The organism is Zhengella sp., assembly GCF_041397485.1.
In the GTDB taxonomy this organism is placed as follows: Bacteria; Pseudomonadota; Alphaproteobacteria; order Rhizobiales; family Rhizobiaceae; genus Zhengella.
This window is the reverse complement of sequence record NZ_JAWKWO010000002.1, coordinates 81008-105782: the sequence shown is the minus strand read 5'-3', so window position 1 is coordinate 105782 and position 24775 is coordinate 81008. Positions and strand designations below refer to the sequence as shown.

At 65.1% G+C, this 24775-nt stretch carries 21 protein-coding genes; 9 read left to right on the top strand and 12 right to left on the bottom strand.

The window, feature by feature from the left end; translation table 11 throughout:
• The first annotated feature begins 5 nt into the window (after positions 1–5).
• Positions 6–533 (top strand): gluconokinase, encoded by a 528-nt coding sequence (locus R3D65_RS06510; protein WP_371274411.1) that lies wholly within the window; start codon positions 6–8, stop codon positions 531–533.
• Positions 534–554: 21 nt separating this feature from the next.
• On the opposite strand, the gene R3D65_RS06505 is transcribed toward R3D65_RS06510, so the two are convergent.
• The 4 genes from R3D65_RS06505 to R3D65_RS06490 all read right to left on the bottom strand — a co-directional run bounded on the left by R3D65_RS06505 (position 555) and on the right by R3D65_RS06490 (position 6366).
• On the bottom strand, positions 555–1835 hold the full coding sequence (locus tag R3D65_RS06505; RefSeq protein ID WP_371274410.1) for a glycerate kinase: 1281 nt from the start codon (positions 1833–1835) through the stop codon (positions 555–557).
• Positions 1836–1923: 88 nt separating this feature from the next.
• Positions 1924–3564, bottom strand: a complete 1641-nt coding sequence (locus R3D65_RS06500) for a methyl-accepting chemotaxis protein (RefSeq protein WP_371274409.1) — start codon at positions 3562–3564, stop codon at positions 1924–1926.
• A gap of 521 nt (positions 3565–4085) precedes the next feature.
• Positions 4086–5534: a methyl-accepting chemotaxis protein gene (locus tag R3D65_RS06495; RefSeq protein WP_371274408.1), complete on the bottom strand. Its 1449-nt coding sequence runs from the start codon at positions 5532–5534 to the stop codon at positions 4086–4088.
• 190 nt (positions 5535–5724) lie between these two features.
• The gene (locus R3D65_RS06490; RefSeq protein ID WP_371274407.1) at positions 5725–6366 is read right to left on the bottom strand and encodes a TetR/AcrR family transcriptional regulator; all 642 of its coding nucleotides are present in this window, start codon (positions 6364–6366) and stop codon (positions 5725–5727) included.
• An 84-nt stretch (positions 6367–6450) separates the two neighbouring features.
• On the opposite strand from R3D65_RS06490, the gene R3D65_RS06485 reads away from it, so the two are divergent.
• The 6 genes from R3D65_RS06485 to R3D65_RS06460 all read left to right on the top strand — a co-directional run bounded on the left by R3D65_RS06485 (position 6451) and on the right by R3D65_RS06460 (position 14777).
• The gene (locus R3D65_RS06485) at positions 6451–7770 is read left to right on the top strand and encodes a flavin-containing monooxygenase (protein WP_371274406.1); all 1320 of its coding nucleotides are present in this window, start codon (positions 6451–6453) and stop codon (positions 7768–7770) included.
• Complete coding sequence (locus R3D65_RS06480) at positions 7767–8663, top strand: bile acid:sodium symporter family protein (protein ID WP_371274405.1); 897 nt, start codon at positions 7767–7769, stop codon at positions 8661–8663. Before R3D65_RS06485 ends, R3D65_RS06480 begins: the two co-directional genes overlap by 4 nt.
• The gene (locus tag R3D65_RS06475; RefSeq protein WP_371274404.1) at positions 8660–9589 is read left to right on the top strand and encodes an SDR family oxidoreductase; all 930 of its coding nucleotides are present in this window, start codon (positions 8660–8662) and stop codon (positions 9587–9589) included. The genes R3D65_RS06480 and R3D65_RS06475 overlap by 4 nt, the downstream gene beginning before the upstream one ends.
• Entirely contained in the window at positions 9586–10347 is a 762-nt protein-coding gene (locus R3D65_RS06470; protein ID WP_371274403.1) for an SDR family NAD(P)-dependent oxidoreductase, read from the top strand. The genes R3D65_RS06475 and R3D65_RS06470 overlap by 4 nt, the downstream gene beginning before the upstream one ends.
• Positions 10348–10666: 319 nt before the next feature.
• A complete protein-coding gene (locus tag R3D65_RS06465; protein ID WP_371274402.1) occupies positions 10667–11890 on the top strand; it encodes an efflux RND transporter periplasmic adaptor subunit in 1224 nt (407 codons plus the stop codon).
• Between the two features lies 1 nt (position 11891).
• A complete protein-coding gene (locus R3D65_RS06460) occupies positions 11892–14777 on the top strand; it encodes an efflux RND transporter permease subunit (RefSeq protein ID WP_371274401.1) in 2886 nt (961 codons plus the stop codon).
• Here R3D65_RS06460 and R3D65_RS06455 read toward each other — a convergent pair.
• From R3D65_RS06455 to R3D65_RS06425, 7 genes are all read right to left on the bottom strand, one after another.
• Positions 14723–16972 (bottom strand): tetratricopeptide repeat protein, encoded by a 2250-nt coding sequence (locus tag R3D65_RS06455; protein WP_371274400.1) that lies wholly within the window; start codon positions 16970–16972, stop codon positions 14723–14725. The genes R3D65_RS06460 and R3D65_RS06455 overlap by 55 nt on opposite strands.
• 12 nt (positions 16973–16984) lie before the next feature.
• Complete coding sequence (locus tag R3D65_RS06450; protein ID WP_371274399.1) at positions 16985–17230, bottom strand: hypothetical protein; 246 nt, start codon at positions 17228–17230, stop codon at positions 16985–16987.
• A gap of 144 nt (positions 17231–17374) precedes the next feature.
• The gene (locus R3D65_RS06445) at positions 17375–18307 is read right to left on the bottom strand and encodes a hypothetical protein (RefSeq protein WP_371274398.1); all 933 of its coding nucleotides are present in this window, start codon (positions 18305–18307) and stop codon (positions 17375–17377) included.
• 119 nt (positions 18308–18426) lie between these two features.
• Entirely contained in the window at positions 18427–19383 is a 957-nt protein-coding gene (locus tag R3D65_RS06440) for a hypothetical protein (RefSeq protein WP_371274397.1), read from the bottom strand.
• 141 nt (positions 19384–19524) lie between these two features.
• Positions 19525–20916 carry a CsgG/HfaB family protein gene (locus R3D65_RS06435; protein ID WP_371274396.1) on the bottom strand — a complete coding sequence of 464 codons (1392 nt, stop codon included), beginning with the start codon at positions 20914–20916 and terminating at the stop codon, positions 19525–19527.
• A gap of 126 nt (positions 20917–21042) precedes the next feature.
• Positions 21043–21603, bottom strand: a complete 561-nt coding sequence (locus R3D65_RS06430; protein ID WP_371274395.1) for a hypothetical protein — start codon at positions 21601–21603, stop codon at positions 21043–21045.
• Between the two features lie 515 nt (positions 21604–22118).
• A complete protein-coding gene (locus tag R3D65_RS06425; protein ID WP_371274394.1) occupies positions 22119–22400 on the bottom strand; it encodes a hypothetical protein in 282 nt (93 codons plus the stop codon).
• Between the two features lie 37 nt (positions 22401–22437).
• On the opposite strand from R3D65_RS06425, the gene R3D65_RS06420 reads away from it, so the two are divergent.
• Positions 22438–22608, top strand: a complete 171-nt coding sequence (locus R3D65_RS06420; protein WP_371274393.1) for a hypothetical protein — start codon at positions 22438–22440, stop codon at positions 22606–22608.
• Positions 22609–22665: 57 nt separating this feature from the next.
• Positions 22666–22809 carry a hypothetical protein gene (locus R3D65_RS06415; RefSeq protein WP_371274392.1) on the top strand — a complete coding sequence of 48 codons (144 nt, stop codon included), beginning with the start codon at positions 22666–22668 and terminating at the stop codon, positions 22807–22809.
• Between the two features lie 139 nt (positions 22810–22948).
• Here R3D65_RS06415 and R3D65_RS06410 read toward each other — a convergent pair whose 3' ends face one another.
• A complete protein-coding gene (locus R3D65_RS06410; RefSeq protein WP_371274391.1) occupies positions 22949–23800 on the bottom strand; it encodes a LysR family transcriptional regulator in 852 nt (283 codons plus the stop codon).
• Between the last annotated feature and the right edge of the window lie 975 nt (positions 23801–24775).

The window sequence follows — 24775 nt, the reverse complement described above, 5'->3', positions numbered from 1 at the left end:
GGCATATGAACAAGAAGATCGTCATCATGGGCGTTGCCGGCAGTGGCAAGACGACGGTGGGCGAAATGCTGGCGGCGGCAACCGGCCTTGCCTATCTGGATGGCGACAGCCTTCATCCGGCATCGAATATCGAAAAGATGTCGCGCGGCATTCCCCTGAGCGATGACGACCGCTGGCCGTGGCTCGATGCCGTCGGCGCGGCACTGCGCGATCGCGCGGACGCGGGCGGATGCATCATCGGCTGTTCGGCGCTGCGAAAAGCCTATCGCGACAGGATCCGGGCGCTCGCCGGAGCCGACACGACCTTCATTCACCTTTCGGGAAGCCGGGCGCTGATCGGCGAACGGATGCGGGCGCGGCAAGGCCATTTCATGCCCGAATCGTTGCTCGACAGCCAGTTCGCCACGCTGGAACCGCCGCAAGCGGACGAGCAGGCGATCACGGTCGACATCGCCGTGCCGGTCGAAACACTGATCGAGGGACTGGCTGCGCAGCTTTCGGGCAGCCAGGCGCCATCGGGCTCGGCGGCTTGAGGCAAGTGCCGCGCCGTGCGGTCAGATCACCAGGATGGCGCGCAAGTCATTGACATTCGTGCCGGTCGGACCCGGAACGAACAGATCGTCCAGAGCGTGGAAAGCCGACCAGGCATCGTTTGCGTCCAGCATGGCCTGCGGGTCATGGCCGAGATCGCGCAGCCGCGTCACCGACGCGCCGGAACAGAAGGCGCCGGCATTGTCCTCGGACCCGTCGATGCCGTCCGTATCGGCGGCCAGGGCATAAATGCCCTCCACGCCTTCGATCCCTTGCGCGAATGACAGCAGGAACTCGCTGTTGCGTCCGCCCTTGCCATCGCCGCGCAGCGTCACCGTGGTCTCGCCGCCCGACAGGATGATGACCGGCTTCTCGAATGGCCGGTTGCGCAGCGCGACCTCGCGGGCAAGGGCGGCGTGGAAAAGACCCGCCTCGCGCGCTTCCCCCTCGACCGCGTCAGACAGAATGACCGCGTCGAAGCCCATTTCCCGCGCCCGTTCCGCCGCAGCCTCCAGCGAAACGCGGGCGGAAGCGATGATGGAGACCGCGTTGCGGCGGAAACGCGAATCGCCCGGGTCCGGACAGGCCGCGGCCTCGCTTGCCACGAACCGTTTCACGGCTTCCGGCAGTTCGAGGCGATAGCGGGCAATGACACGCTGCGCCTCTTCACGGCCGCTGCGGTCGGGAACCGTCGGCCCGGAGGCGACCTGCGCCGGATCGTCGCCGGGTATGTCGGAAACGATCAACGAGACGACCCGGGCCGGAGCGGCCGCCAATGCCAGCCGCCCGCCCTTGATGCGCGAGAAATGCTTGCGCAGCGTGTTCATGGCGGCGATCGGCGCCCCACAGGCAAGCAGGGCGCGGTTGAGTGCAACCTCGTCTTCAAGCGCGAAGCCCTCTGGCGGAGCGGGCAAAAGGGCCGAACCGCCGCCGCAGATCAGCGCGACGACGAGATCGTCCTCGCCGAGCGCCTCCACCTCGCGCATCAGCCGGGCAGAGGCTTCCAGCCCCGCTTGATCCGGTACGGGATGAGCGGCTTCGAGAACATCGATCCGTTCGCACGGCACGGCATAGCCGTAGCGCGTCACCACAGCGCCGGAGAGCGGGCCATCCCAGACGGATTCGAACGCGGCGGCAAGCTGGGCCGCGCCCTTTCCGGCGCCCACGACGGCCGTGCGGCCTTTCGGCGGCGCCGGAAGATTGCGCGGCACGATGACATGCGGATCGGCCGCAGCCACGGCCGCGTCGAACAGGGAGGTCAGGAAAGCTTTCGGATTGTCCAAGGCATCGGGTCCCGGCGGCATTGCACATAGCCGCTACAGGTTAGGCAATGCGCCCGGTCGCGTCCATGCCCTGCCCGGAACGGCCAGGACATGGTTGCTTCGCTGCGGATCAGAATTCCGTCCAGTCCTCGTCCAGGGTCTGCGCCGCCGCCGCGGCGGGACGGGCGCGCGCGACAACCTGGAGCCGCGCCGGCGACGCCTGTGCCGGTCTGTGACGTGGCGCGTCCGGCACCTGCCGGCGATCCGAATCCGGCCTTGCGCCACCCTGCCCGCAGGCGCCCAGGTGAAACGACTTGAGCATGCCGTTGATCCGCGTGATCTCGCCGCGCAGGGAAAGGCTGGCGGCAGTCAGCTCCTCCGCCATGGCGGCATTCTGCTGGGTGCCCTGGTCGATGACCGAAATCGTGCCGTTGACCTCTTCCAGACGCATGGCCTGATCCCGCGATTCAGTGATGATGGCCTCCATGTTGCTGGCCACCTCATGCACCTGGGACACGATCTCGCCCAGCGTCGTGCCCGTCTTGCTGACCAGCGAGACCCCGTTCTTCACCTCGCTTACCGAGGTGTTGATGAGGGACTTGATCTCCTTGGCGGCGCGTGCGGAACGCTGGGCCAGCTCGCGCACTTCCTGGGCCACGACGCAGAAGCCCTTCCCCGCCTCTCCGGCGCGCGCGGCCTCGACGCCGGCATTGAGCGCCAGAAGGTTGGTCTGGAAGGCGATCTCGTCGATCACGCCGATGATCTTGGAGATCTCGCTGGAGGACTGGTCGATGCGTCCCATGGCAGCCACGGCGTCGCGGACCACGTCCTGCGAGCGTTCGCCATGATCGCGCGCATTGTCGACCATCCGGCCGGACGCCTCGGCCCGTGAAGCCATGGAGCGCACCGCATCGGTGATCGTGGCCAGCGTGGCAGCTGCCTCCTCCACCGAAGCGGCGTGCTGTTCGGCGCGGCGGGAAAGGTCGTCGGCGGCGATGCTGATCTCGCCGGACCCCGAATCGATCAGGTCGGTGGAGGCGCCGATCTCGCGCACCGCCTGACCAATGGCGCGGATGGCATCGTTGAAATTTTCCCGCAATTGCGAATAGGCTTCCGGAATGTCGCCTTCAATGCGGCAGTTCAGTTCCTTCTCGGCCAGCCGCTCGATCACGCTGCCAAAGCGGGCGCGGACCATGTCGCGTTCGCTTGCGATCGCCTGCTGCTGGGCAGCCTGCCTGGCATGTTCCGCCTTGTCGATATAGACGGTGAGCGAGAGGTCCATGTCGAGGAAAATGGCGCGCATGAGACTGGACAGGACGTTTGCCAGTTCCTCCGGGTCGCCCCTGGAGCGGGACAACAGGCCGGATTTCGGCCAGAAGTCCTGGACAAGGGCATGGATCAACTGATCCGTCAGCATGGCATAGCCACCGATATACCAGCGCGGGCGCAGGCCGATATCGGCATGGACCGTGCCGATCCGGTTGACCTGCTCGGCATAGCGCTCATCGAAACGGCCCTGTGCAATGGCATTCCAGTGGGAGACCTGGGAGCGCTTTGCCCGGTCCATCTGCGTGGCGCCCGAAAAGAAGGCGGCGGTTTGCGGCGTTGCCTTGACCTTTTCATAGAAGCGGTCGAGACCGCGCGGAATCTCGCGCTCCAGGAGCGGACGGATGCGCACCAGATCGCGGCACGTCGCATCGTCGATATCCAGGAACGCCATTCTTCCCTTCAGGTCCCGATCCTCGCCGGAAGCCTCTGCTGTCTTGTTCATCTATCACCTGCCTGATGAGAGCGCCCATGGAACAGGACGCTCTTCCCCCTTGGCCCGCTTGCGCGGACCTGCCAATAAGCCTGAGATGTTCGGTAACGGGCGGACATCATTTCCGCTGACACGCGCGCCGGCCGCGCCGGGTGGGACATTGCGCATATGAAATTTAGCGGTCTCGAATTAACTATCCGTGAAGACCTGCCCTGAAATTGCAAAATTTTTCGCCAGCGTGACCAATTTTCAGCCAGCGGAAAATGTCAGACGAAGGGGCTCGTTATCGGACGCCCCGGCGGGTGCGCATGCGCCATCACCGCAAGCAGGCAAAAGACGCGCACCGCGCCGCGGACGAGGAGCGGCATACGGCACGGGGCACAGCGCGCTCGCGTCGCCCGGCTTCGCCGCAGCGTATTGCATGAAAGAAAAAGGGAGGCGATGTCCCGGCCTCCGTCTTGCCCCGGACCGGACACCACCCCCATGTTCGAACGGGGAGACATGAAACCGGGCGGATGCGCCCGGACCGGGCGTCAGGCTGCCCGTGACGGCTCAGTGGCGGTTTTCCCGGAGAGCCGTTCGGCGCGGACATTGAACCGCGCCATGCGCCGGTGCAATTCGGCCGCCCGCTCGACAAGCGCCTTGTTGGCCTTGAACGTATCCTCGGCAAGCCGTGCATTCTGCTTCGTGGTGCCGTCGATCTGGTCGAGTGCCGCGCTGACGGAATTGAGCGACCGGCTCTGGTCGCCGGAAATGTCCATCAGGCGCGCCATGACCGATTCGGCGTGTTCGATCTGCTTCAGGATGGAGCCGAATGCCGATCCGGTGAGGCTGACCAGTTCACCGCCCTCCTGAACCGCCGACCCCGATTGGCCTACGAGATCGGAAATGCTCTTGCCGGCGCCCGACGACGTTTGCGCCAATGTGCGGATCTCGCCGGCGACGACACCGAAGCCGAGGCCCTGATCCCCGGCGCGGGCCGCCTCCACGCCCGCATTCAGGGCCAGCAGGTTGGTCTGCATCGCGATATCGTTGATCACGGCAATGGTGCGTTCGATCTCTTCGGAAAAGGTTCCGATTCGCTGCATGGCCTCAACCGTGCGGGCCACGGTCGCCGAGGCCTCCCTGGCCTGGACGGCGGAAGTGCGGATGGTGTCGCGCGCGGTCTGGGTTTCCTTCATCGATTCCTGTGTTCCGGCCGTCAGCGAGCGGACGACCTCCGTCGACCTGTCGAGGTTGTCGGCCTGTTCGCGCACCCGTTCAGCCAGGCTCTCGGCCAGCCCGGACAATTCGGTGGCGAAGGTTCCGATCTGTTCGGCATCGGCGATGACGGCGGCAATCGACGCGCTGAGCGTCGAGACGGATTCGTTGAAGTCGCTGCGAATGGCCTCGTAGTCTTCGGGAAAGCGGTTCTGCAGGCGGACCGAAAGATCGCCGCCGGCAAGCTGCTGCAACGCATTGCCCAGAACATCCATGACTTCGCCCTGTTCGGTGCGGGCGCGCTCCATGTCCAGCCGGGCCTTTTCGATGTCGGTATGATCGACCAGCGTTTCCAGGACACCCATGACCTGGCCGTCGGGCGCGAAGATCTTGCAGGCGTCGATAAGCAGATAGCGCCGCCCGCCGCGGGGCAGGTCGCACCAGTTCCGGGCGCGCAGGCGCGACTGGCTCTCATTGTCCCCGGCGGCATAGAGGGCGCTGATTTCGTGGGCCTTTCCGCTCAACGCAAGGTCTGCAAGGCAGGGGCGGGCCTGGGGGTAGAAGCCACGCCAGTGATCCTTTGTTCCGATCACGCCTTCGGCCGGCAAACCGGTCAGTTCCGCACACGCATCGTTCCAGTAGGCCACGATCCCGTCTGCATCGAGAACGAAAGCGGGAACCGCCATCGCCGCGAGCGCGGAGGACAGGCCCAATTGCTCAAGCGGCAGCCGAACCGGCCCGCTCGCCTGCCGACGGCCTCGCAATCCGCTCAAAATCCCCACGTTCAACTCCCCGTGCACGGGCAATGACGGCGTGCCGGCCCTCGATCCATGGCTTGCCCCGCCCATGGCACGAACCGGACCCTGCACCAACGGCAAGGGTGCCCAAGTTTTCGGGGAAAGGGTGTATTTTTGCTTAACCTAATATTGCATGAAACAAGGGTGCCGCGCGGTTCAGCCGCGTTCAGCCGGATCAGCGGCCCGACGGATCCGACACCGCGAGGCCGGCAGCACAGAAGCGGACGAGATGTTCCACCTGCGCCTCCACGGGGCCTGCGCCGCCGCCCAGCGCGGCGATGCGCTTCTGGGACGTCAACAGGGCGAGCATGGCCGAAACGCTGAAGACGAGGCCTTCGGCGGCGGCCTGACGCGTCAATCCCGGAACAATGTCCAGGATTCCGGCCAGAAACACCTCGACAGTGGGATCGAAATGAACCTGCGAAATGGCGCGCCAGCGGTCGTCGGTGGAAACATAGGCCACGAGACGGGCATAGTCATGCCAGCGCGGGTCTTGCCTGGAGAGTGCAAAGACCGGCCGCAGGAAGGCGCCAAGAAGCGTTTCCAGCGTAAGCATGCCGTTGTCCCGTTCACGGTCCAGCGCTTCGAGCCGCGCCGCCGCCAGCGTTTCCGCCCGCCGGGCAACCGTCTGGCGAAACAGGGCTTCCTTCCCGCCGCCATGATGGTGCACCGATCCCAGCGGTTCACCGGCCTGCGCGGCGATCTCGCGAATGGTGGCGCCATCGAATCCTCTTCGCGCAAACACCTTCTCGGCGGCATCCAGAACCCGTTCCCGCGTCGCCAGCGCGCGTTGCGACGGCGCCCTTTTGCGCGACAAATCAGTGTGTTCGGCCGAGTGCATGGCAACACCTTGCCTTACTTCGAACATGTGTTCAAGATAACGAAAAAACGGGAGGGATTGTTGGACAAGACAAGCGACCGGCTCGCCCTGATCGGGGCCGGGCCGATGGGGCTGGCCGCGGCGAAACTGCTGGCTGGGCACGGGATCGCCTTCCAGGGCTTTGAACTGCACAGCGATGTCGGCGGATTGTGGGACATCGACGGGCCGCGCTCGACGATGTACGAGACGGCACACCTGATCTCTTCCAGGCGGATGACGGAGTTTGCCGATTTCCCGATGGCGCGGCACGTGGCGGATTATCCGTCACACCGTGAACTGAAGACCTATTTCCGCGACTTCGCCAGGCATTTCGACCTCTACCGGCATTTCCGCTTCAATGCGGAGGTCACCGCCTGCGAGCCCCTGGGCGAGGCCGGCGAGGGCTGGCGCATCACATGGCGCGACAGCGAGGGCCGCGAACACGCAGAGCGCTTTGCGGGCCTGCTCATTGCAAACGGGACGCTCAGCACACCGAACATGCCGGAATTTTCCGGAAATTTTGCCGGCGAACTGATCCATTCCTCTGCATATCGAACCGCCAGCCAGTTCGATGGAAAGCGCGTCCTCATCATCGGGGCCGGCAATTCGGGCTGCGATATCGCGGTGGATGCGATTCATCACGGCATCTCCTGCGACCTCTCCATGCGGCGCGGTTATTATTTCGTGCCCAAGTACATTTTCGGCAAACCGGCCGACACGCTGGGCGGCGCCATCCGCCTGCCGATGGCACTGAAGCGGATCGTGGATCAGACGATCCTGAAATGGTTCGTCGGCGACCCGCAGAAATACGGCTTTCCCAAACCGGACTACAGGCTCTACGAGAGCCATCCGGTCGTCAATTCCCTGGTCATCTACCATGCCGGCCATGGCGATATCCGCATCCGCCCGGATGTCGAACGGTTCGACGGCCACACGGTTCATTTCAGGGACGGCACCCGCGCGGATTTCGACATGGTGCTGGCGGCCACCGGCTACAAGCTCGACTACCCGTTCATCGACAACAGGCTCCTGAACTGGCAAGGCGACGCGCCGCATCTCTATCTCAACTGCATGCATCCGGAGCGCGACGATCTTTTCGTTCTCGGAATGGTCGAGGCGTCCGGCCTTGGCTGGCAGGGACGCCACGAGCAGGCCGAGATGGTGGTGCGCTACATCAAGGGCCTGCGCGAGGACAGCGCGGCCGCGCTCGCCCTGAAAGCGCGAAAGGCAAGCGGGTTTTCCCGCGCCACCGGCGGCATGGCCTATATCGACCTGCCGCGCATGGCCTACTATGTCGACAAGGCCACTTACCGGAAGGCAGTGGGCGAATGGATCGCCCGGCTGGGAGGACAGCGCCCATGATCGACGACGCCGTTCTCGATTTCGCGCCCGGTTCGCTGATGCTTCTGAACGCCATCCTGGCGGTGGTGATGTTCTCGGTCGCCATCGACCTGCGCCCGCGCGATTTCCGGTTGCTGCTGCAGGCGCCCAAGCCGCTCGTGACAGGCTTCATCGCGCAGTTCGCCGTGCTTCCGGCCCTCACCTTCCTTCTGGTGCTGGCAGTCCGGCCGCAGGCTTCCATCGCGCTGGGGCTGATCCTGGTGGCGGCATGCCCGGGCGGCAACATCTCGAACTTCATTACCCATCGCGCCGGCGGCAATGCCGCCCTGTCGGTGTCCATGACCGCCCTGGCGACGGTGGCAGCCATCCTGCTCACGCCGTTCAACATCGCCTTCTGGGGCAGCCTTTACGAACCATCGGCCGCGATCCTGCGGGAAACGCATATCGATCCCGTGCAGATCGCGGTCACCGTCGGGCTGATGCTCGTCCTGCCGCTGGTCCTTGGCGTCAGCCTGAATACCCGCAGGCCGGACCTGACGCGGCGCCTGCGGCGGCCGCTGCAATGGTTGTCCATGGGCATCTTCGTGGCCTTCATCGCCGTTGCGCTGGCCGCGAACTGGGCGCAATTCCTGGCCTATGCGGGCGGCATTGCCGGGCTGGTGATCCTGCACAACGCGCTGGCGCTGGGCGCCGGCTACGCCACGGCAACGCTTGCCGGACTGTCGCCTTTCGACAGACGGGCGGTCACCATCGAAACCGGCATCCAGAATTCCGGTCTCGGTCTTGTGCTGATCTTCGGCTTCTTCGGCGGTCTTGGCGGCATGGCTGTCGTGGCGGCCTTCTGGGGCATCTGGCATGCCATTTCCGGAATTGCGCTGGCCAGCGTGATGGGCCGCAGCGAGGCGCGGCGATGAGCCGGATCCTGATCACCGGCGCGGCCGGCATGGTGGGCCGCGCGCTGGTGACCGAATGGCCCGAGGCAAGCCTCATCGCCACCGACCTCACCCGTGGCGGATTGCCCGATGCAGTGCGCTTTCGCCGTATGGATGTCACCGGCCCGGATGTTTCACGCATCATCGGCGAGGAAGCCCCGGACGTGGTCGTCCATCTTGCCTCGATCGTCACGCCGCCGCCGGGCATGGCGCGAGAAGCGGCCCATGCGGTCGATGTCACCGGAACCCGCAACGTGCTAAAAGCCTGCCTCGATCACGGCGTCCGGCGTCTGGTGGTGACGAGTTCGGGGGCAGCCTACGGCTATCATGCCGACAACCCGGTGCCGCTCCGTGAAAGCGATCCGTGCCGGGGCAACCGAGAATTCGCCTATGCCGACCACAAGCGGCAAGTGGAAGAAATGCTGGCGCAAGCGCGCACGGACCATCGCCAGCTTGAACAGGTGGTTCTGCGTATCGGCACCGTGCTGGGCGCGGGCGTGGAAAACCAGATCACCGCGCTGTTTCACCGCCGCCGCATCCTTGCGATCCGCGGCAGCGACAGCCCCTTCGTGTTCATCTGGACACGCGATCTCGCCCGCATCCTGAAGCGGGCGGCGACGGACGGCCCGCCAGGCATCTTCAACGTGGCCGGCGACGGCTGGCTTGCCGTCGACGACCTGGCAAGAGCGCTTGGAAAACCGGTGCTGCGCCTGCCGGCCTGGCTCCTAAAGGCCGCGCTTGCCATCGCCCATCCGCTCGGCCTGACCCGCTACGGGCCGGAGCAGGTGCGGTTCCTGCAATACCGGCCGGTTCTGTCGAATGCGCGTCTGAAAGCCGAATTCGGCTACGTTCCGGCCTTGTCCTCGGCGCAAGTGTTCGATCTGTGGAAGCGGGAGGCGGATCTGTGAGAACGGCGGTCATCTCTGGCGGCAATGGCGGGCTGGGCCGGGCGCTGGCGGCGCGGCTGGAAGCTTCGGGGTGGCACTGCGTGCTGATGGACATCTCGATCGAAGGGCTGGAATCCGGGCCGTCGCGCACGCCCGTCCAGGTCGACCTGACCGATGGGGCGGCGCTGGAAAAGGCGGCGCGCACAGTCATCGCCGCGCGCCCGTCCATCGACCTGGTGATCTACAATGCCGGCGTTTCGCAGATCGGGCCGTTTTCGGAAACAAGCGAGGCCTCGCACCGGCAGGTTTTCGAGATCAACTATTTCGCCGCCGTCGGCATGGCACGGGCATTCCTCCATGCCGTGCGGAAAAGCCGGGGAACCCATCTGGCGATATCCTCGGTCGCAGGCTTCGCGCCGCTTCTCAACCGCACGGCCTATGCCGCGTCGAAACATGCCATGGGCGGCTTTTTTTCCTCGCTGCGCGAAGAAGAACAGCGGTACGGCGTGCGCACGCTTATCGCCGCACCGAGTTTCGTGGCCACGAACCTGGGCAATGCCGAGCGGCGCGAGGACGGAATCATGCGGCCCGGCGCGGCGTCCGATGGCGTGGACTACATGCTGCCCGGCGACGCGGCCGCCACCATTCTGCGCGCGATGGAGAAAGGACAGGAATTCATTCCGGTCGGCCGCGTCGCCCTGCTCGCGTCATGGATCGTGCGGGTCTCGCCGCGCCTTTATCAATGGGCCATGCGGCGCAGGATCAGCGGACAGCCCTGATCGCGCTTCCCCGGCGGTCCAGCGCGCGCTTGCCGTAGCAAGGGGAACATCCTGCGGCACGGCGAGTTGCCATCCAAGGCAGGCCAGCCGTCCCGGCCGCCATGGCCGCGTTGACGAAACGGCGCGATACGATGGCGAATGGCGCGTGATGTCGGCCTGCGACAGGAAACCCGCCGCCGGATCGCCGCATGAACCAGACGTCCATATCGCTGCAACCTCCCGCCCGTCCCGGATGCCGCGACGCGATCGCCAAGCGGCAGACCGGAACCTGTGCGGTTGCCCGTGCCCGACCGGGTCTGCAAGGCCGGTACGGCGCGGCATGACCGATACGGATGCGCAGAACGGCGACACCACGGAACGCCATGATCCTCCGCGGCGCTGGCCATGGCTGGCGGGCGCGATGCTCCTGCTGGCGCTCGGCGGGGCGGCTTACTGGCTGCTGACGCGCCCCGCACCAGCGCCTGACCGGCAAGCACCCGCGCCGCCGCTGGTCGAAACCGTCGTCGCCAGAGCGACAGGCGAAATCGTCATCACCCAGACAGCCTTCGTGCGCCCGCGCGCGCAGGTTCCGGTCACTTCGCAAATCCAGGGACGGATCGAGGCGGTCGGCGATGATTTCCGGCTCGGCGGCCGGATCGCCAAGGGTGGCCTTCTGATCGCGCTGGAGACCGGGAGCCTGCGGGCCGACATGCAACAGGCACAGGCCGGTGTGAAACAGGCGCAGGCCGCTTTGCAGGCGGCGCGTATCGCCCGCGCCCGGCAGGAGGAACTGGAAGAGGAAAACATCGCCAGCGAGGCACGGCTGGAGGACGCCATCGTTGCCGAGGCCCGAGCGCGCGCCGACCTCGCCAGTGCCGAGGCCCGGCTGACACAGGCGCAAGACGCGCTCGACGATGCCGAGGTGCGCGCGCCCTTCGATGCAATTGTAACGGCGGAATCGGCGGCTCGTGGAGCGCTCGTGCAGCCCGGAGCGGCGCTCGGCACACTTGTCGATGCCGGTGCGGCCGAACTGGAAATGGGACTTGCACCAGCGGACCTCGACATCCTGGGAACGGCGGAGAGCGCAGTCGGCCGGACGGTCCATCTGCGGGGTACGGGGCCGGACGCCATGGCGCTTGGCACCGGCACGGTTGCAGGCGTCGATCCGCGGATCGTCCAGGGTACAAGGACTGTGGCCCTCATCGTCGTGATCCGGGAACCGTTTGCCGGTGACCCCGACGGGAACCGCGCGCGGCCGCTGCGGATCGACGAGTTGGTGGAAGCGTCGCTTTCGGTCGGCATTGGCGACAGGGCTGTGGTGCAGGTGCCAGCAGATGCGGTGAAAGGCCGAAACCGGGTCTGGGTGGTCGAGCACGGCACGTTGAAGCGCCTCGAACCGGCTGTCCTGCGCCGGGGCCAGGACCGCGTCCTTCTCGACGGGGACGTCCTGCCGGCGGGATCGCGCGTCATGGCAAGCGACCTGGCGGCCGCGCTCGAAGGCCAGAGCGTGCGCGTGGCGAAGCCCGCACAGGAGGAGACCGGCAGCAAGCCGGCCGGAGACTGACATGGGCGCGCTGATCCGCTGGTTCCTGCGCAACCGGGTCGCCGCCAACCTGCTGATGGTGGCCATGCTGGCGGTGGGGATAGCCGCCATGGCCAATGTTACCGTGCGCACATTTCCCGAGATCGCCACCACGCGCCTGGCGGTCTCGGTGGCATTTCCCGGCGCCAGCCCAACAGAGGTGGCGCAATCGATCCTGACACCGGTCGAGCAGCGGCTCACGGGTGTGGAAGGCATTCGCGAACTGCAATCGAGTGCGGTGCAAGGCCTCGGCACAGTGACCGCCGAGCTGGCCAGCGGCGCGGACGCGCAGCAGGTGAAGAACGACATCGAGACGGAAGTGGCGCGGGTGACCACGTTCCCCGAGGCCGCCGAGGCGCCACGCATCGTCCAGGTGGAACCGCAGGAGCTGGCGGTGGAGCTTGCACTGCATGGCGATGTTTCCCGCAAGACGCTGAAGGCGCTGGCACAGCGTGTGCGTGACGACCTGACGGGACTGGAAGGCATCAGCCAGGTCTCGCTGTCCGGTGTGCCGGCCAGCCAGATCGACATCGAGGTGCGGCGAGAGACCCTGTATAGCCATGGTCTCGGGCTCATCGACCTGGCCAACAGGATATCCGCGCAGAATCTCGACCTGTCATCCGGGCAACTGGACACGGGAACATCGACGGTGCAGGTGCGCACGCTTGGCGAAGCTTCCGGCGCCGCCGGCTTCGCCGGCATCGCGCTGTTTTCCGATGACAATGGCGCAACAGTGGATCTGGGCGACCTGGCGGACATCAGGGAAACACTGTCCGACAGTGCGGTGCGGGCAACGGTTTCCGGCGAACCGGCCGTGTTCATCGCCGTCAACCGCGCCGGGACAGAACAGGTCCTTTCGGTGACATCCACGGTGCTGCGCTATGTGGAGGCCGAATTGCGGCCTTCGCTGCCTGCCGGCGTCGCTGTCCAGGTCTGGCGAAACCAGGGCGATGTCCTGCAAGGCCGGATCAACCTGCTTGCCAAGAACGGGGCCCTGGGCGCCGGCCTTATCCTCATCGTGCTCATGCTGGTGCTGGACCTGCGGGTCGCCGCCTGGGTCGCGGCCGGGGTCGTGGTTGCCTTCACCGGCGCCTTCGCGCCGATGCTGCTGTTCGGGCCGACCATCAACCAGCTTTCGCTGTTCGGCTTCATTCTTGCGCTGGGCATCGTGGTGGATGATGCAATCGTGGTGGGCGAGCGGACCTTCCGGGAACTGGAATCGGGGGCAGGAAACGACGCGGCGGAACGGGCCATCGGCACGACCTGGCAACCGATCCTGTTTTCTGTCTCGACCACCATTCTTGCCTTCGTGCCCCTGCTCTTCCTGCCGGGGTCTTCCGGCTCCTTCATTGCCCCTGTCGCGGCTGTGGTCATCTACGTGCTGGCGGGGTCGCTGGCCGAGAGCTTCCTCATCCTCCCCAGCCATCTGAGCCATCTGGGCCGGGGGGCGCCACGCCGCTTCTCGCCGCGCCGGCTTGCCGAACCCCTGCGCAACCGCGTCAATGGCGCGTTCGAGCGGTTTGCCGGCGGTCCCTTGCGCAAGGCGGTGCGGCTCTCCATCCGGCACCCTCTTTTCGTCATCGCCGGCGGACTGGCAATCGCCATTGCCACGGCAGGCGTGACCGGCGGCGGGCTGGTGAAATTCGTCTTCTTTCCGGATATCGAAGGCAATTTCGTCAATGCCGAACTGCGCCTGCCGGAAGGGACCAGCGACGAAGAGACGTTGCGGCGCGCAGGCGCCTTCGTTGCGGCGGCAGAACAGGCGGCCGAACGCCTCGGCGAGGAGGGCCTGCTGGAGAATGTCGCGGTGCGCATCGGCTTTGCCGGCAGTGGCGGGGATCCGGCGGCGGCTTCCGGCAGCCTGAGCGGCGCGACGGCGCAGATCGCGGCGAAGCTGCGCGATGCCAACAGCCGAACGACCTCGGCCGCGGATTTCCAGAGCGCATGGCGCGACGCGGTCGGCGATGTGGCAGGCGCGCGCGAGGTGCTGTTTTCCGCCTCCGTGGTCGGCGTCGGCGCGCCCATCGTCATCGAGATTTCCTCCGAAGACGAGGCAGCGCGTTTCGATGCGGTGGCGCGGCTCCGCCAGGCGCTTGGCGGCCGCCAGGGCGTCGTCGACATCCGCGACGACCGGTTCAGCGGAGCAAGCGAGGTCGCGGTGCGGCCGAAGGATGCCGCACAGGCTTACGGGGTGACCGTCGAGCAGCTTGCGCGCACGGTACGCGCCGCGCTCTACGGCATCCGGGTGGACCAGTTCGCCCGCGACAGGGAAGAGGTGGATGTGCGATTGCGCGAGGACTATCCGGATCTGCGGGTGTCGACGGGCGGCGAACAGGAAGAGGCCGGACGCTTCGGCTCCAATCTCGCCTATAATTTCGGGCTGGCGCTGCTGGCCATCTATGCCGTGCTCGCGCTGGCCTTTGGCAGCTATCTCCTGCCGGCTGTCGTCCTGCTCGTCATCCCGTTCGGCGTGATCGGCGCCATTCTCGGCCATCTCCTGCTGGGGCTCGACCTTACCCTGCTCAGCATGTTCGGCATTGTCGGGCTGGCCGGCGTCATCATCAATGGCAGCCTGCTGATCGTGACCTTCATGCAGCGCGAAGAGGCGGACGGCACCGCGCCGCGCGCGGCCATAGAAACCGCCACGCTTGCGCGCTTCCGCCCCGTGGTGCTGACGACGCTGACAACCTTCCTCGGCATCACGCCGCTGATCCTGGAGACATCGGTTCAGGCGCGCTTCCTCGTCCCCACGGCGGTCAGCCTGGGGTTCGGGGTGCTGTTCGCTTCCGTGCTGCAGATGCTGCTCGTGCCCGCCTATGCCTCGCTGGCGGAAAGCTGGCGCAGGCCAAGGCCGGACCGCTCGGCGTGAAGGCTTTCAATCGCGGCGTTCAGGGCGCTGGCAACGCTGCGATCGGCGTAGAGCCGGGCGCGCTCCCGTTCGATGTCGCGGCGCATGGCGGCGGCGAATTCCAGGTCGCCGGCGAGGCGGGCGGCAATGGCGGTGAACTCGGCCGTGTTGCGGGCGACGAGGGCATCGATGCCCATCCGCTGCATCACCGCGCTGCCAAGGCGGCCGCGCATGAAGGTGCCCTCGAACGCAACATAGGGCGTGCCCGCTTCCACCGCGTGCAGGGCGGTGTTGAAGCCTGAAAACCCGATCGTGTCGAGGCAGGCATCGGCGGCTTTCAGAATGCCCCGGAAGCGCTCCGGCGGCTGCCAGCCAAGCATGTGGCAATGGGCATCGAACTCATGGCCGCGCGCGCTGAAAGTCGTGCGCAGGCGGGCCTCGAAGCGATCCGACATCCATTTGCGCTGCATGGAAAAGAAGAAAAAGGCCGCATCGCCCAGCCTTTCGACAATGTCGGGATAGATGTGGTCGTATTCGGGCTGGTACTTGAAGGCCGCGCCGGGACAGACGAAGACCGGCCGGCCGCCGGTTTCGCCGAGGCCAGCCAGGTCCACCGGTACCGCCCCGATGGCGGAGGGTTCGATCACCGCGCCCAGGTTCGGGAGGCGGACCAGGTGCTCGCGGTAATGGGCGTCGGCATCGCCATCCTCGAACAGTTCGGCGGAAAGATAGGCGTCGATGGTCGGCAGGCCGGTGGTTTCCGGGTGACCCCAGCAGGCAACCTGTGCCGGCGCGAGGCGCAGGCTGGCCAGTTGCAGCGTCTTCTGGTCCATGCCGATTTCGGGATAAACGAGCACGTCAGGCGCATTGCGCGCGAGCGTGGTGATCCATGCCTGCAAGGGCCGGGTGCCGTCGTGCCATTTATCGGCAAGGGCACGGGCTTCGTCGGTGCGTTGATCGGGGCTGTTGTCGATGGCGAAGACGGACACGCGGAAGCGGGACCGGTCGAGCGCCTTCAGGTAGCCCAGCGTGATCGCGTTGAAGACCGAGTGCTCGCGGACATGGGCGCTGACGAAGCCGACATGAATACGCCCGTCGCGCACCGGTTTCGCGGCGGACGGAACGGCAGCGGGCTGGCGGGGCCGCATGGCGGCATGGCAAAGGTCGCCGTAGCGGGAAAGCAGGCCGGAATTGTCGCGGTCGCGATAGGCCAGGTAATAGGGCTGGATACAGCCGACGGCACCGGAAAAGTCCTGCCCCGGACTTGCGGCAACCGTTTGCGCGACCTGTTCCAGCCGCGACAGGAACGCCTTGCGCTCCTTGTCGACCGTGTCCGCGCCCGGAATGGCCGGCACTGCGGCCACCATCCAGGCAAAATTGGCGACCGGATGCGCCGGATCGCGGTCCAGGGCCGTGGCGAGCAGCGTTTCCGCCGCGGCTTCATTGCCCAGTTCGCGATGCATCAGCGCCGCGTTGACCGTGGCCAGAACCATGGCAGGATCGATCGCGCGGGCCTTCTCGAAACAATCCAGCGCTTCCTCGCGCTCCTGCCTGTCCATGAGCAGAACACCCAGATTGACCCAGGCCCGGGCATGGCGCGGATCATGCGCGACGGTGTCGCGATAGGCGGCGAGGCTTTCCTCGCCGCGGCCGAGGCCGGACAGGGCGAGCGCCAGGTTGAACCGGGCGCTGACGAGGCCGGGATTGCTGGCAAGCGCTGTCTGGCAAAGGCGCACCGCCTCGGCATAATGCGCGCCGTCGATCAGCAGCGTCGCCAGATTGGAGCAGGCGACCGGGTGCCGGGGAACCCTCTCCAGCACCGACCGATAGGCCGCCTTGGCCTCTTCGGCGCGCCCCAGCATTTGCAGGGCCGCACCCATGCTGACCGCGCTTTCGGTGAGCGAGGGATCAAGGCGCAGCGACTGGCGCAGGCTTTCCAGCCCCTGCAGAAGCCGGCCGGCGCGCAACAGCAGGTTTCCCCGGTTCTGCCACACCACCGCCCAGCCCGGCTCCAGCGCGAGGGCCTGGTCATAATCGGCAAGCGCCTGGTCCATCTGGCCGTGGCGTTGCAGGAGGTTGGCGCGGGCGAACAGGGCACGGGGCTTGTCGTGGCCGAACCGGATGGCATTGCCATAGGCCAGCACGGCGTCGCGGTCGCGGCCGGCCCGCTCATGCGCCTTGCCTTCCTCCACGAAATCCAGATCCGCAAGCTGCATCTGTCCCGTCCTTCAGGCCGACGCCGCCATGACGCGGTAGCCGCGCAGCAGCTTGATATGCGCGCGGCGGCCGGTTTCGAGAATGGCGGAATCGAGATCGGGCAAGACCCAGTTGGCGCTGCGCGGCTTGCCGTCGCCCCGGTGTTCGACCTGTTCGAGAACGTATTTGCCGAACAGGTCGGCGGTGATGGTAAGCATGCAGATGTTCTCGCTGGATTCGAGCATTCCGGGCCCGGCGAGCTTGAGCGGCTGGAACATCCATGGCTCCGCGTCATCCGGCAGGCGGGGCGGAAAAGCATCCTGTTCGTTTGTACATGCCTGTGACAAGCCGGCCACTCCCGATGAAACCGATTCGTCATCGGTAGTGGATTTTTACTTTATGGCTAAATAAGCACACCCGGATCAGGGGCCGCCGGCCGCCGGTCCGACGATGCCGCCATTGACCGCGCCGATGGCGGTTGCGGCCTGCATGCGGATTTGTGCGCTCTTGCCCATGATGACATTGGTGATGCGGCCACGGATTTCCATCGTGTTGGAGGCGATGTTGACGGCGACCGTGGCGGTGCCGGCGCTGCCGCCCAGCATGGTGTTGACACGGTGCAAGGCATGCGTCGTTTCCGTCGCCGCCTGGGAAAGCGCGATGTTCGGCCCGTTGGCGATCTGCGACTTGGTCAGGTCGAGGATGACACCGACCGGGCCGACGATGCGGTCGGTGGTGATCTCGGTGACGATCTGGCCGGTATTGACCGCGCCGAGCACCGTGCTGGTGATTTCACCGATATTCAGGCCGCTGACCGGATCGGCGAAGGAATGTTGCAGCGCGGCGACTTCGACCAGTTCATCGGGAATCGTATAATAGATGAGGTTGGCGACACTGCCGTCGATGCGGGCGGTCAGCAGTTCGCGGGCGCGCTGCAACGCCTGCCCTTCCCGGTCCTCGGCCTGCAGCGTCAATTGCGCGCCGGGCGGCAGGGAATAGAGCGCGCTGCCGACGGGATAGAGCCCGGCGGGCAGGCCGGCGGAAAGCCGCGAAGCCTGGACTTCGGTGACCAGCACGCCCTCGGCGCCGGACGTGGCGCTGACCGGGTTGCCGGACAGGTCGTAACCGATGACGACCGAATCACCGGGAAGCAGCGAGCGCGGCTGCATGGTGAGCGCACCGCCGGAATTTTCCGCGATATTGGCCATCATGGACCACTTGGTGGTTCCATAGCCGTCGTCGAGCGCCAGGACGAGGCGTTCGAGAATGGACAGACTCTGGGCCCGGGCCGGTGAACCTGCAAAGAGCAGGCTGGCGGCGATCAGGCCGAGGGTGATCCGTCCGAATAGGGTCAAGATGGCTCTACATGGGGTCCGAGTTGCTGGTCTGGTACTATATGCGACCTGTCTTATTTGCGAATGAGCGACGTGGATGGGGGCGCGGACGCCTCCATCCTTGTTCGACAGGGCGACGATTACGGCGTGGGGAAGCCGTTGGTCTGGCCGGACTTGCCGGTGATGCCGTTGACGGCAGCGTTCACGCCGGACACGATCGTGCCGGTGTTGACGGCGCCGAGCGCGGTGGTCGACAGGTTGCCGATCGTGCCGTTGACCTCGGTCATCGTGTTGGTGATGTTGCCAGCCACGCCGGTCATGTTCGACGCGACGTTCAGCACGATGGCGCCGGTGTCAGCCGAACCGCCGATCTGCTCCATGACGGTGGAGACGGCCTGCGTGGAGGTCGTCTTGGCATCGTCGACCGACGAGTTCACGCCGAGCGTGATGTCGCCGGTGTTGACCGCGCCGAGCGCCGTGGTGGCCATGTTGCCGAAGTTGAGCGTCGGCATGTTGTATTCCACCGCGTCCACGACACCGGCCGTGGCCGTCTGCGTGGCGTCGGTGATGCCGTCGATCACGTTGGAGATCGAGCCGTCGATGCCGGACAGGCCAGCGACGGTGACAGCGTTGAAGCCGTCGATCTGGGTCTGCAGCGCGGTGGCGTCGGCCGGCAGGGCAGCCAGTTCCGCGGCCGTGATGAAGTTGCCTGCACCATCCGTGGCATAGCCGTTGGCCGTGGTGTAGGCAGCCTGATCGGCCGTCGACAGCGCGAGATACTGCCCCTCCGTGATGAAGGTGCCGTCGATCGGGTTCACATAGTATGCATTAGCCGCGATAACGGTATAGTCAGTCGCCACTGCGCTATCGAACAGGGCCTGATACTCTTCCGGGGTCAGCGTCTCACCCGTCGTGGAGTTGTTGTAGACCGTCTGCGAGCCACCGATGTTTTCGGCGATGTTGGCAAACGTGCCGTTCACCGAAGCCAGGTTGGTGGCGTTGTCGATCTGGCCAAGCACGCGCTCAAGCACGGACTGGGCGGAAGCGGCACCGGTCATCGCGAGCGCGATGGCGGTGGTAGCAAGCAATTTCTTCATTTGCTTTCACTTTCCTCAAGGTGGGAAGGCGCCCCTCGCATCCTTCCCGGTTCTTTGATCAAGAGGCTTGTCAAGGGGACCCCTTTCCTGGCGGCCTGTGCCGCCTCCCTTGCCCGGCGGAATTCCCGCCGGGCCGAGCTCTCAATTCAGTTTGCGCGCACGCTGGTATTCCGGCGTGCCGGGAATATTGGCGCGATCGGCATTGTCATTGGCTGGCGCCGGAGCCGGGGCCGGCGCCGCTGGCGCGGGTTCCGGCGCCGCCTGCGCGGCGGCCGGTGCCGGCTTTTCCTCCAATTGCTCCGGTGGCTTGAGGTCATTGACCTCGAGGGCCATTTCCAGCGCGCGCTGGACCACGATGGCTACCGCATCGCCCTTGGCGCCCTTCAGGCCCGCCTTGGCGGCCTCGCGCAGCAGCTTGCCGGCCTGCTGGACAAGGCTGAGCGCCTGGGCGGCCTTCTTCGTCCTGGCCTTTTCGTCCTTCTCGCCCTTTGCCTCTTCCGACAGCGCGATGGACTTGGCGGCCAGAAGCGAGGCGGTTTCGGCCATCTTGTCGATGCGCGCCAGCTCGGCCTGGGCCGGGTTCGGCCTTGCCGCGGCCTGTTTCTGCTGCGGCTGCTGCGGATTGGCAGCGGCAGCCATGGCCGCCTTCGTTTCCGCCACAAGCCTGGCGCTGTTGGCCATGGCGGCGCGGATTTCCTTGCGCGACCCGTTCGGCACGCCATCGTCCTTGCCGAGGAATTCGGCCACATCGGCACGGCATTGCGCGAAGGTCTTTTCGCTGACGAAAAGGCCAAGCAGCTCGAACGTGCCGAGATTCAGCATCTGGCGCAGGACGAAATGCACCGCCTCGCGCTGCTGGCCGCCGACATCCAGGCTGACCAGCGTATCGGCGAAGAAGCGCCCGGCGCTCAGGCCGATCTCGCGGGAGAAGATCTGCTTCTGCAGCGGGATGGACGCCAGCACCTGCCCGGTGAAGGAATCGGTGAGGGCCAGATCGAGGCCGATCAGGATACGGTTTTGCCGGTAGCGCGGACCCACGCCGCCGACCTCCAGGCTGGCACCGCCGCCGGGAATGAAATCGAGGCTGTTGATCGTGCCGGAAATGAAGAAGTTCACCGGCGTCTGGTCGCGCAGGTTGCGGATGCCCCATTGCGTTTCCATGATCGAGATCTTGGCGTCGCGCCGGTTCACCACCTTCGCGCCGGCCTGGAACAGGGCGGATTGCACCATCTCGCCGGCACCCTGGCTGACGAACTTGCCGGTCGCGCCGTCGGCATAGCTCTCCTTGCCGGTCGCATCGGTGACGTCGCCCACGCCAAAGGAGACGGTCGCGGGAATCTTCCCGCGCAGGCACGTCAGGGCGCTATCGAAAATGGTCACGATTTCTTCCACCGGCGGCCCCTTGGGCAGGGTCACGTTGCGATCCGTGGGCGTCACCGCCCCGGAAGAGAAGCTGCAGCCGCTGACAGCGAGCGCCGTCGCGCCTGTCAGGATGATGCGGGCCAGGTATGCCGCTCCTTTCAACGACAGCATCGACCTGCACCGAATGCTGGGCACATGGGAGGGCACCGACGCGGCGATTGGCCGAGGCGGGTACGAGAAACGGCACCTGGAGCAGGTGCGCGCAGACGGTTCCTTTTGTCTTGCGTGGCCACGGCATCATCCACACGGCGTCTGCTTGATCGCTTCGGCAGCGTTGTTGATGTTCAGATCACCGCCTTCGCTGAGCGTCTCGAGGAGCGACAGGGTCTCGTTGAGCACGCTGCCGTTGATGCAGCCGGTATTGTCGGCGCTGTTGTTGGCATCGATGGCGTTGTCGTTGCCGTTCACCGTGATGTCGGTCGAACCCGTGTTCATGGAGCCGACGGCATTGGTGTTCTGGCCGATATTGTCGCCGATCTGGTAGTCGACCGCGGCGGTGTTGTCGCCGCCGGTGTTCACTTCCTGGTAGTTGGACCGGTAGTCATAGATGTTGTTGTTGTAGACCACGGTCGAGGGATCGGCCGTCGTCTCGGCATTGCGGATGACCTGGGCCTGTTGCAGACGCAGGCTACGGTCGGCGCTGGACGAAAAGCCCCAGCTGGACGACCAGTTCTGCCCGGCCGAGCCCACGTTCTGGGCTTGAGCCGGGGCCGGGGAGACGAGCCCGGCAAGAAATGCCGCGGCACAGGCCGCCAAAAGGCCGCTGCCGGGCCTCGTTGTATTAATCCGGTTTCTCATGACACAGCGTCCGCATCCGTTTCGGCGAATCACGATGCCGAAGCCGAAGCGGAACCGCCGCCCGCAGACGATGATTCACCACCGGACGAAGCGCCCGCGCTACCGCCGCCAGCCGAGGACGAATCGCTACCCGACGACGCATCCGCATTGCCGCCACCGGCTGAGGAGGACTCGCCGCCCGACGATGCGCCGGAATTGCCGCCACCGGCAGAGGAGGACTCGCCGCCCGTGGAGCCTGAGCCGCCGGACGAGGAAGAGGACCCAGTACCACCAACTTCCCCGCCCGTCCGCGGCTTGCAGATCGGATTTCTTTCAATGTCTTCCGGTGTGCGGCAGGCCTGCGTGGTGCAGCTCGACAGGAAAACGGCGCCCATAAGGAGCAAGGAGACGCTTGCCGCCTTTCTTCCGGTGCCAGTGAATAAATCGGCCACAAACGGCCGGGAAACTTTCGTAACCTTGAAAAACATGTTGATGCCTGCCTCTTGATTTCCACGACAGACAATCGAGCGGCACTCTTATGGGCAAATAAGAGTGTGCTGGTTGCGGTTTCCCGGACGGTCTTCGTTGAAAATCGGAGATAAATGGCAGGCCGTCAGAAAGCAGACGGCGCAGGCCGGCTGCCGATTTGCGCGTTCAACAGGGGCCAACAGCCGCTTGATCCGGTTCTTCGTGTCAGCGGCGGGAAGACAACGGGTGAGGATCGCATCAATGCGTCCGTTTTTCTTCACGTTTGCTTGACCATTGGCAGCAGAACCCAACGCATCGCGGCGCTCTTTTTTGCGCATAAGCTTGACCAATTCTCTTATCGCCGCATCGGCAACGGGAGAATCAGCCTTGAACGAAGCAACCGAAATCGATGGCAGCCACCTGGTGAAGCACTATCGCTCGTCCGGCAATTTCACGTCCGGCGACGAGGACGGCGGCGCGGCGCATATCATCGCCTATCTCATGTTCACGATCTATGGCGCGTTCATCGGCGCCGGCATCATGTATCTCATCGGATAACCGCGCCCGCCGGCATCGTGGCAGCCGCGTGGCAGACCGGTGACCGGACGGGCCAACATGCTCGGAGTGGAAAAAATGTACGACACGCTCAATCTTCTCATCGCCGGCTTTGCAACCGGTTTCCTGACCTGCAGCGCAATCGTCGGGCTGTGCCTGTGGGCTGTTTCAACACCGCGCGCCTCCAGGCAGGCGCGCCCCTGACCGCGCGGCCCGGCAGGCGCGGCAGGCGCGGGCGCACATAAACGCGGGAACCGGCCAAGAACAACGCCCCGGGAGAGATCATCGTCGATGACCTGTCCCGGGGCGTTCTTTCATGGCTTCGAGGTTGCGGCCCGACCGCTCAATCCTGCGGCTCACCGAGTTCGCTTATGATCTGGCGCACCAGCGGATTCCCGGCGATGTTCTCATTGACGAGGTAGGCGTAGTCGGCCTTGACGGCACGGTAGCCCTGGGAATCGCCGCCCAGCGCTTCCATGTCGCCGGTCGCGGCCTGTTCGGGGAGCAGGCCGATGAAGTTCCTGAACGTGATCAGGTGGCTGATCGTCAGCGCGTTGTCGACCAGAACCACATTGCCCGGCAAGACCGAATCCTGAAACAGGCGCTTGACCTGTTCGTTGGTCTCCCAGATCCCCGTGGGAACGACATGGGTGAGGGTCGACAGGTCGTTCAGCACGGTTTGCCGGTTCTTGTACCAGTTGAAACTCACCGAAAGGACATCATCCTTCTTGTCATCCATGTAGCCGGGGATGACGGCGAGATCGAAATGCCCCGTGCGAAACAGACGATTCAGCTTGTCGGCATCCATGAAGGACAGCAGCATTTCCTTTGAATCGATTTGATCGACGAGGAAACTCTCCGTGCCCAGTTCCGCGGCAATGCCCACCTTGAAGCGGCGGCTGCGGCTGCGGCTGTAGAGTTCCTGAAACCGGTTCAGCGCCCGCTGCAGTTCGTCGACAGCGGTGTTGAGCTCATGGCCCTCGGGCGAGGGGTAGAACCTGTTGCCATCGCGGCGCAGGAGTTCGACACCGAACGCATCCTCGAACTTGTTGATGTGGAAGCTCACACCGGGCTGCGTGATTCCGTATTTTCGCGCGGTCTGGGAGATGTCCCCCGAGCGCAAGGCATCCGCGACGATCTTCATGTGCTGAAGGTTCAACTTGTCAACGCCGCTCTTGCCCTTTGTCTGACTCATGAATTCGCCCCGGGAGTGATGCTTCAATCGTTTCTTTATTTTGCAGATAAGTTCCTGACCGACCCTCACGTTGATTTGCAAATCAGCAGCCGAGACAGGACGGTCAGATAGAGCCAACGCTGCGTTTTAACCATACGTTTTTTAGAGACGAACGGATCGCCTTCGGAAAAGGTTAAGATTTGCAGAGGACGGAGGGGAAAAAGTCCATCGAATATCCATGAAATTTGAGGATCCTCACTTTCCCCGAATTTTCATGGGTTCTTTCACGGCCGGCCGCGACATTATCGCGGTTGCACATTGGTAAACCCTGCCTAATCCTTACCAATTTAGCCGTGAAGGGCGGCCATGGCACACCCCTGAGGGATGTCATGGCCGCTTCTCTCCAGACTGGCCCCAGCCTGGCCGGCATGGCCCGGCCAAGGCGCCGGGCATTTCCGTTTCCTCCGATGCGGCCACACCCACCACACACATGAAAGCTGCCGACGGCCGCGCCGTGAACAGGCCTGTCGCGGACAAGGCCTTCGGCGCGTGCAGCAGGCAAGATTTTTTGAGGTGAATGCCTTCCGGCGCGCATGGACGGCGGCGCGAAGCGGCGGTTCCATGCATCCAGGGCTGACATGAACGGGATGAGAGGGTCGGCCGGGCACCCGCTGGTGGGGCTTCAACTGCCACGAGGACATGCAGCAAGCGGACGCCCGGCCAACAAACATCGATCAGTAACCTGCAGGTGCCCCCTACATGCCCTCCAACCGACGTATATTTGTCATGCAGTGTGTGCGGCTATGCATGACAAATGCAACGCGAGAAAACGATCTGCGGGCCTTATGGTCAAATAAGATGAAATGACATTCGTCCCGGCCTGCAAGTTCCATTGCCGGCCGGTCTGCGAGGCCTGCAAATCCGCATCGCCTCCCAGGCGCCTTGCGCCCGGCATGCGCGCGGGCCAGCCCCCGGAAAACCGGCGCCGCGTGGCGA

Bases quoted from the DNA above. Each gene is read 5' to 3' on its own strand.
- R3D65_RS06510 (WP_371274411.1), top strand. From the start codon at position 6: ATGAACAAGAAGATCGTCATCATGGGCGTTGCCGGCAGTGGCAAGACG.
- R3D65_RS06505 (WP_371274410.1), bottom strand. From the start codon at position 1,835: ATGCCGCCGGGACCCGATGCCTTGGACAATCCGAAAGCTTTCCTGACC.
- R3D65_RS06500 (WP_371274409.1), bottom strand. From the start codon at position 3,564: ATGAACAAGACAGCAGAGGCTTCCGGCGAGGATCGGGACCTGAAGGGA.
- R3D65_RS06480 (WP_371274405.1), top strand. From the start codon at position 7,767: ATGATCGACGACGCCGTTCTCGATTTCGCGCCCGGTTCGCTGATGCTT.
- R3D65_RS06475 (WP_371274404.1), top strand. From the start codon at position 8,660: ATGAGCCGGATCCTGATCACCGGCGCGGCCGGCATGGTGGGCCGCGCG.
- R3D65_RS06465 (WP_371274402.1), top strand. From the start codon at position 10,667: ATGACCGATACGGATGCGCAGAACGGCGACACCACGGAACGCCATGAT.
- R3D65_RS06460 (WP_371274401.1), top strand. From the start codon at position 11,892: ATGGGCGCGCTGATCCGCTGGTTCCTGCGCAACCGGGTCGCCGCCAAC.
- R3D65_RS06455 (WP_371274400.1), bottom strand. From the start codon at position 16,972: ATGCAGCTTGCGGATCTGGATTTCGTGGAGGAAGGCAAGGCGCATGAG.
- R3D65_RS06450 (WP_371274399.1), bottom strand. From the start codon at position 17,230: ATGTTCCAGCCGCTCAAGCTCGCCGGGCCCGGAATGCTCGAATCCAGC.
- R3D65_RS06440 (WP_371274397.1), bottom strand. From the start codon at position 19,383: ATGAAGAAATTGCTTGCTACCACCGCCATCGCGCTCGCGATGACCGGT.
- R3D65_RS06435 (WP_371274396.1), bottom strand. From the start codon at position 20,916: ATGCTGTCGTTGAAAGGAGCGGCATACCTGGCCCGCATCATCCTGACA.
- R3D65_RS06430 (WP_371274395.1), bottom strand. From the start codon at position 21,603: ATGAGAAACCGGATTAATACAACGAGGCCCGGCAGCGGCCTTTTGGCG.
- R3D65_RS06415 (WP_371274392.1), top strand. From the start codon at position 22,666: ATGCTCGGAGTGGAAAAAATGTACGACACGCTCAATCTTCTCATCGCC.
- R3D65_RS06410 (WP_371274391.1), bottom strand. From the start codon at position 23,800: ATGAGTCAGACAAAGGGCAAGAGCGGCGTTGACAAGTTGAACCTTCAG.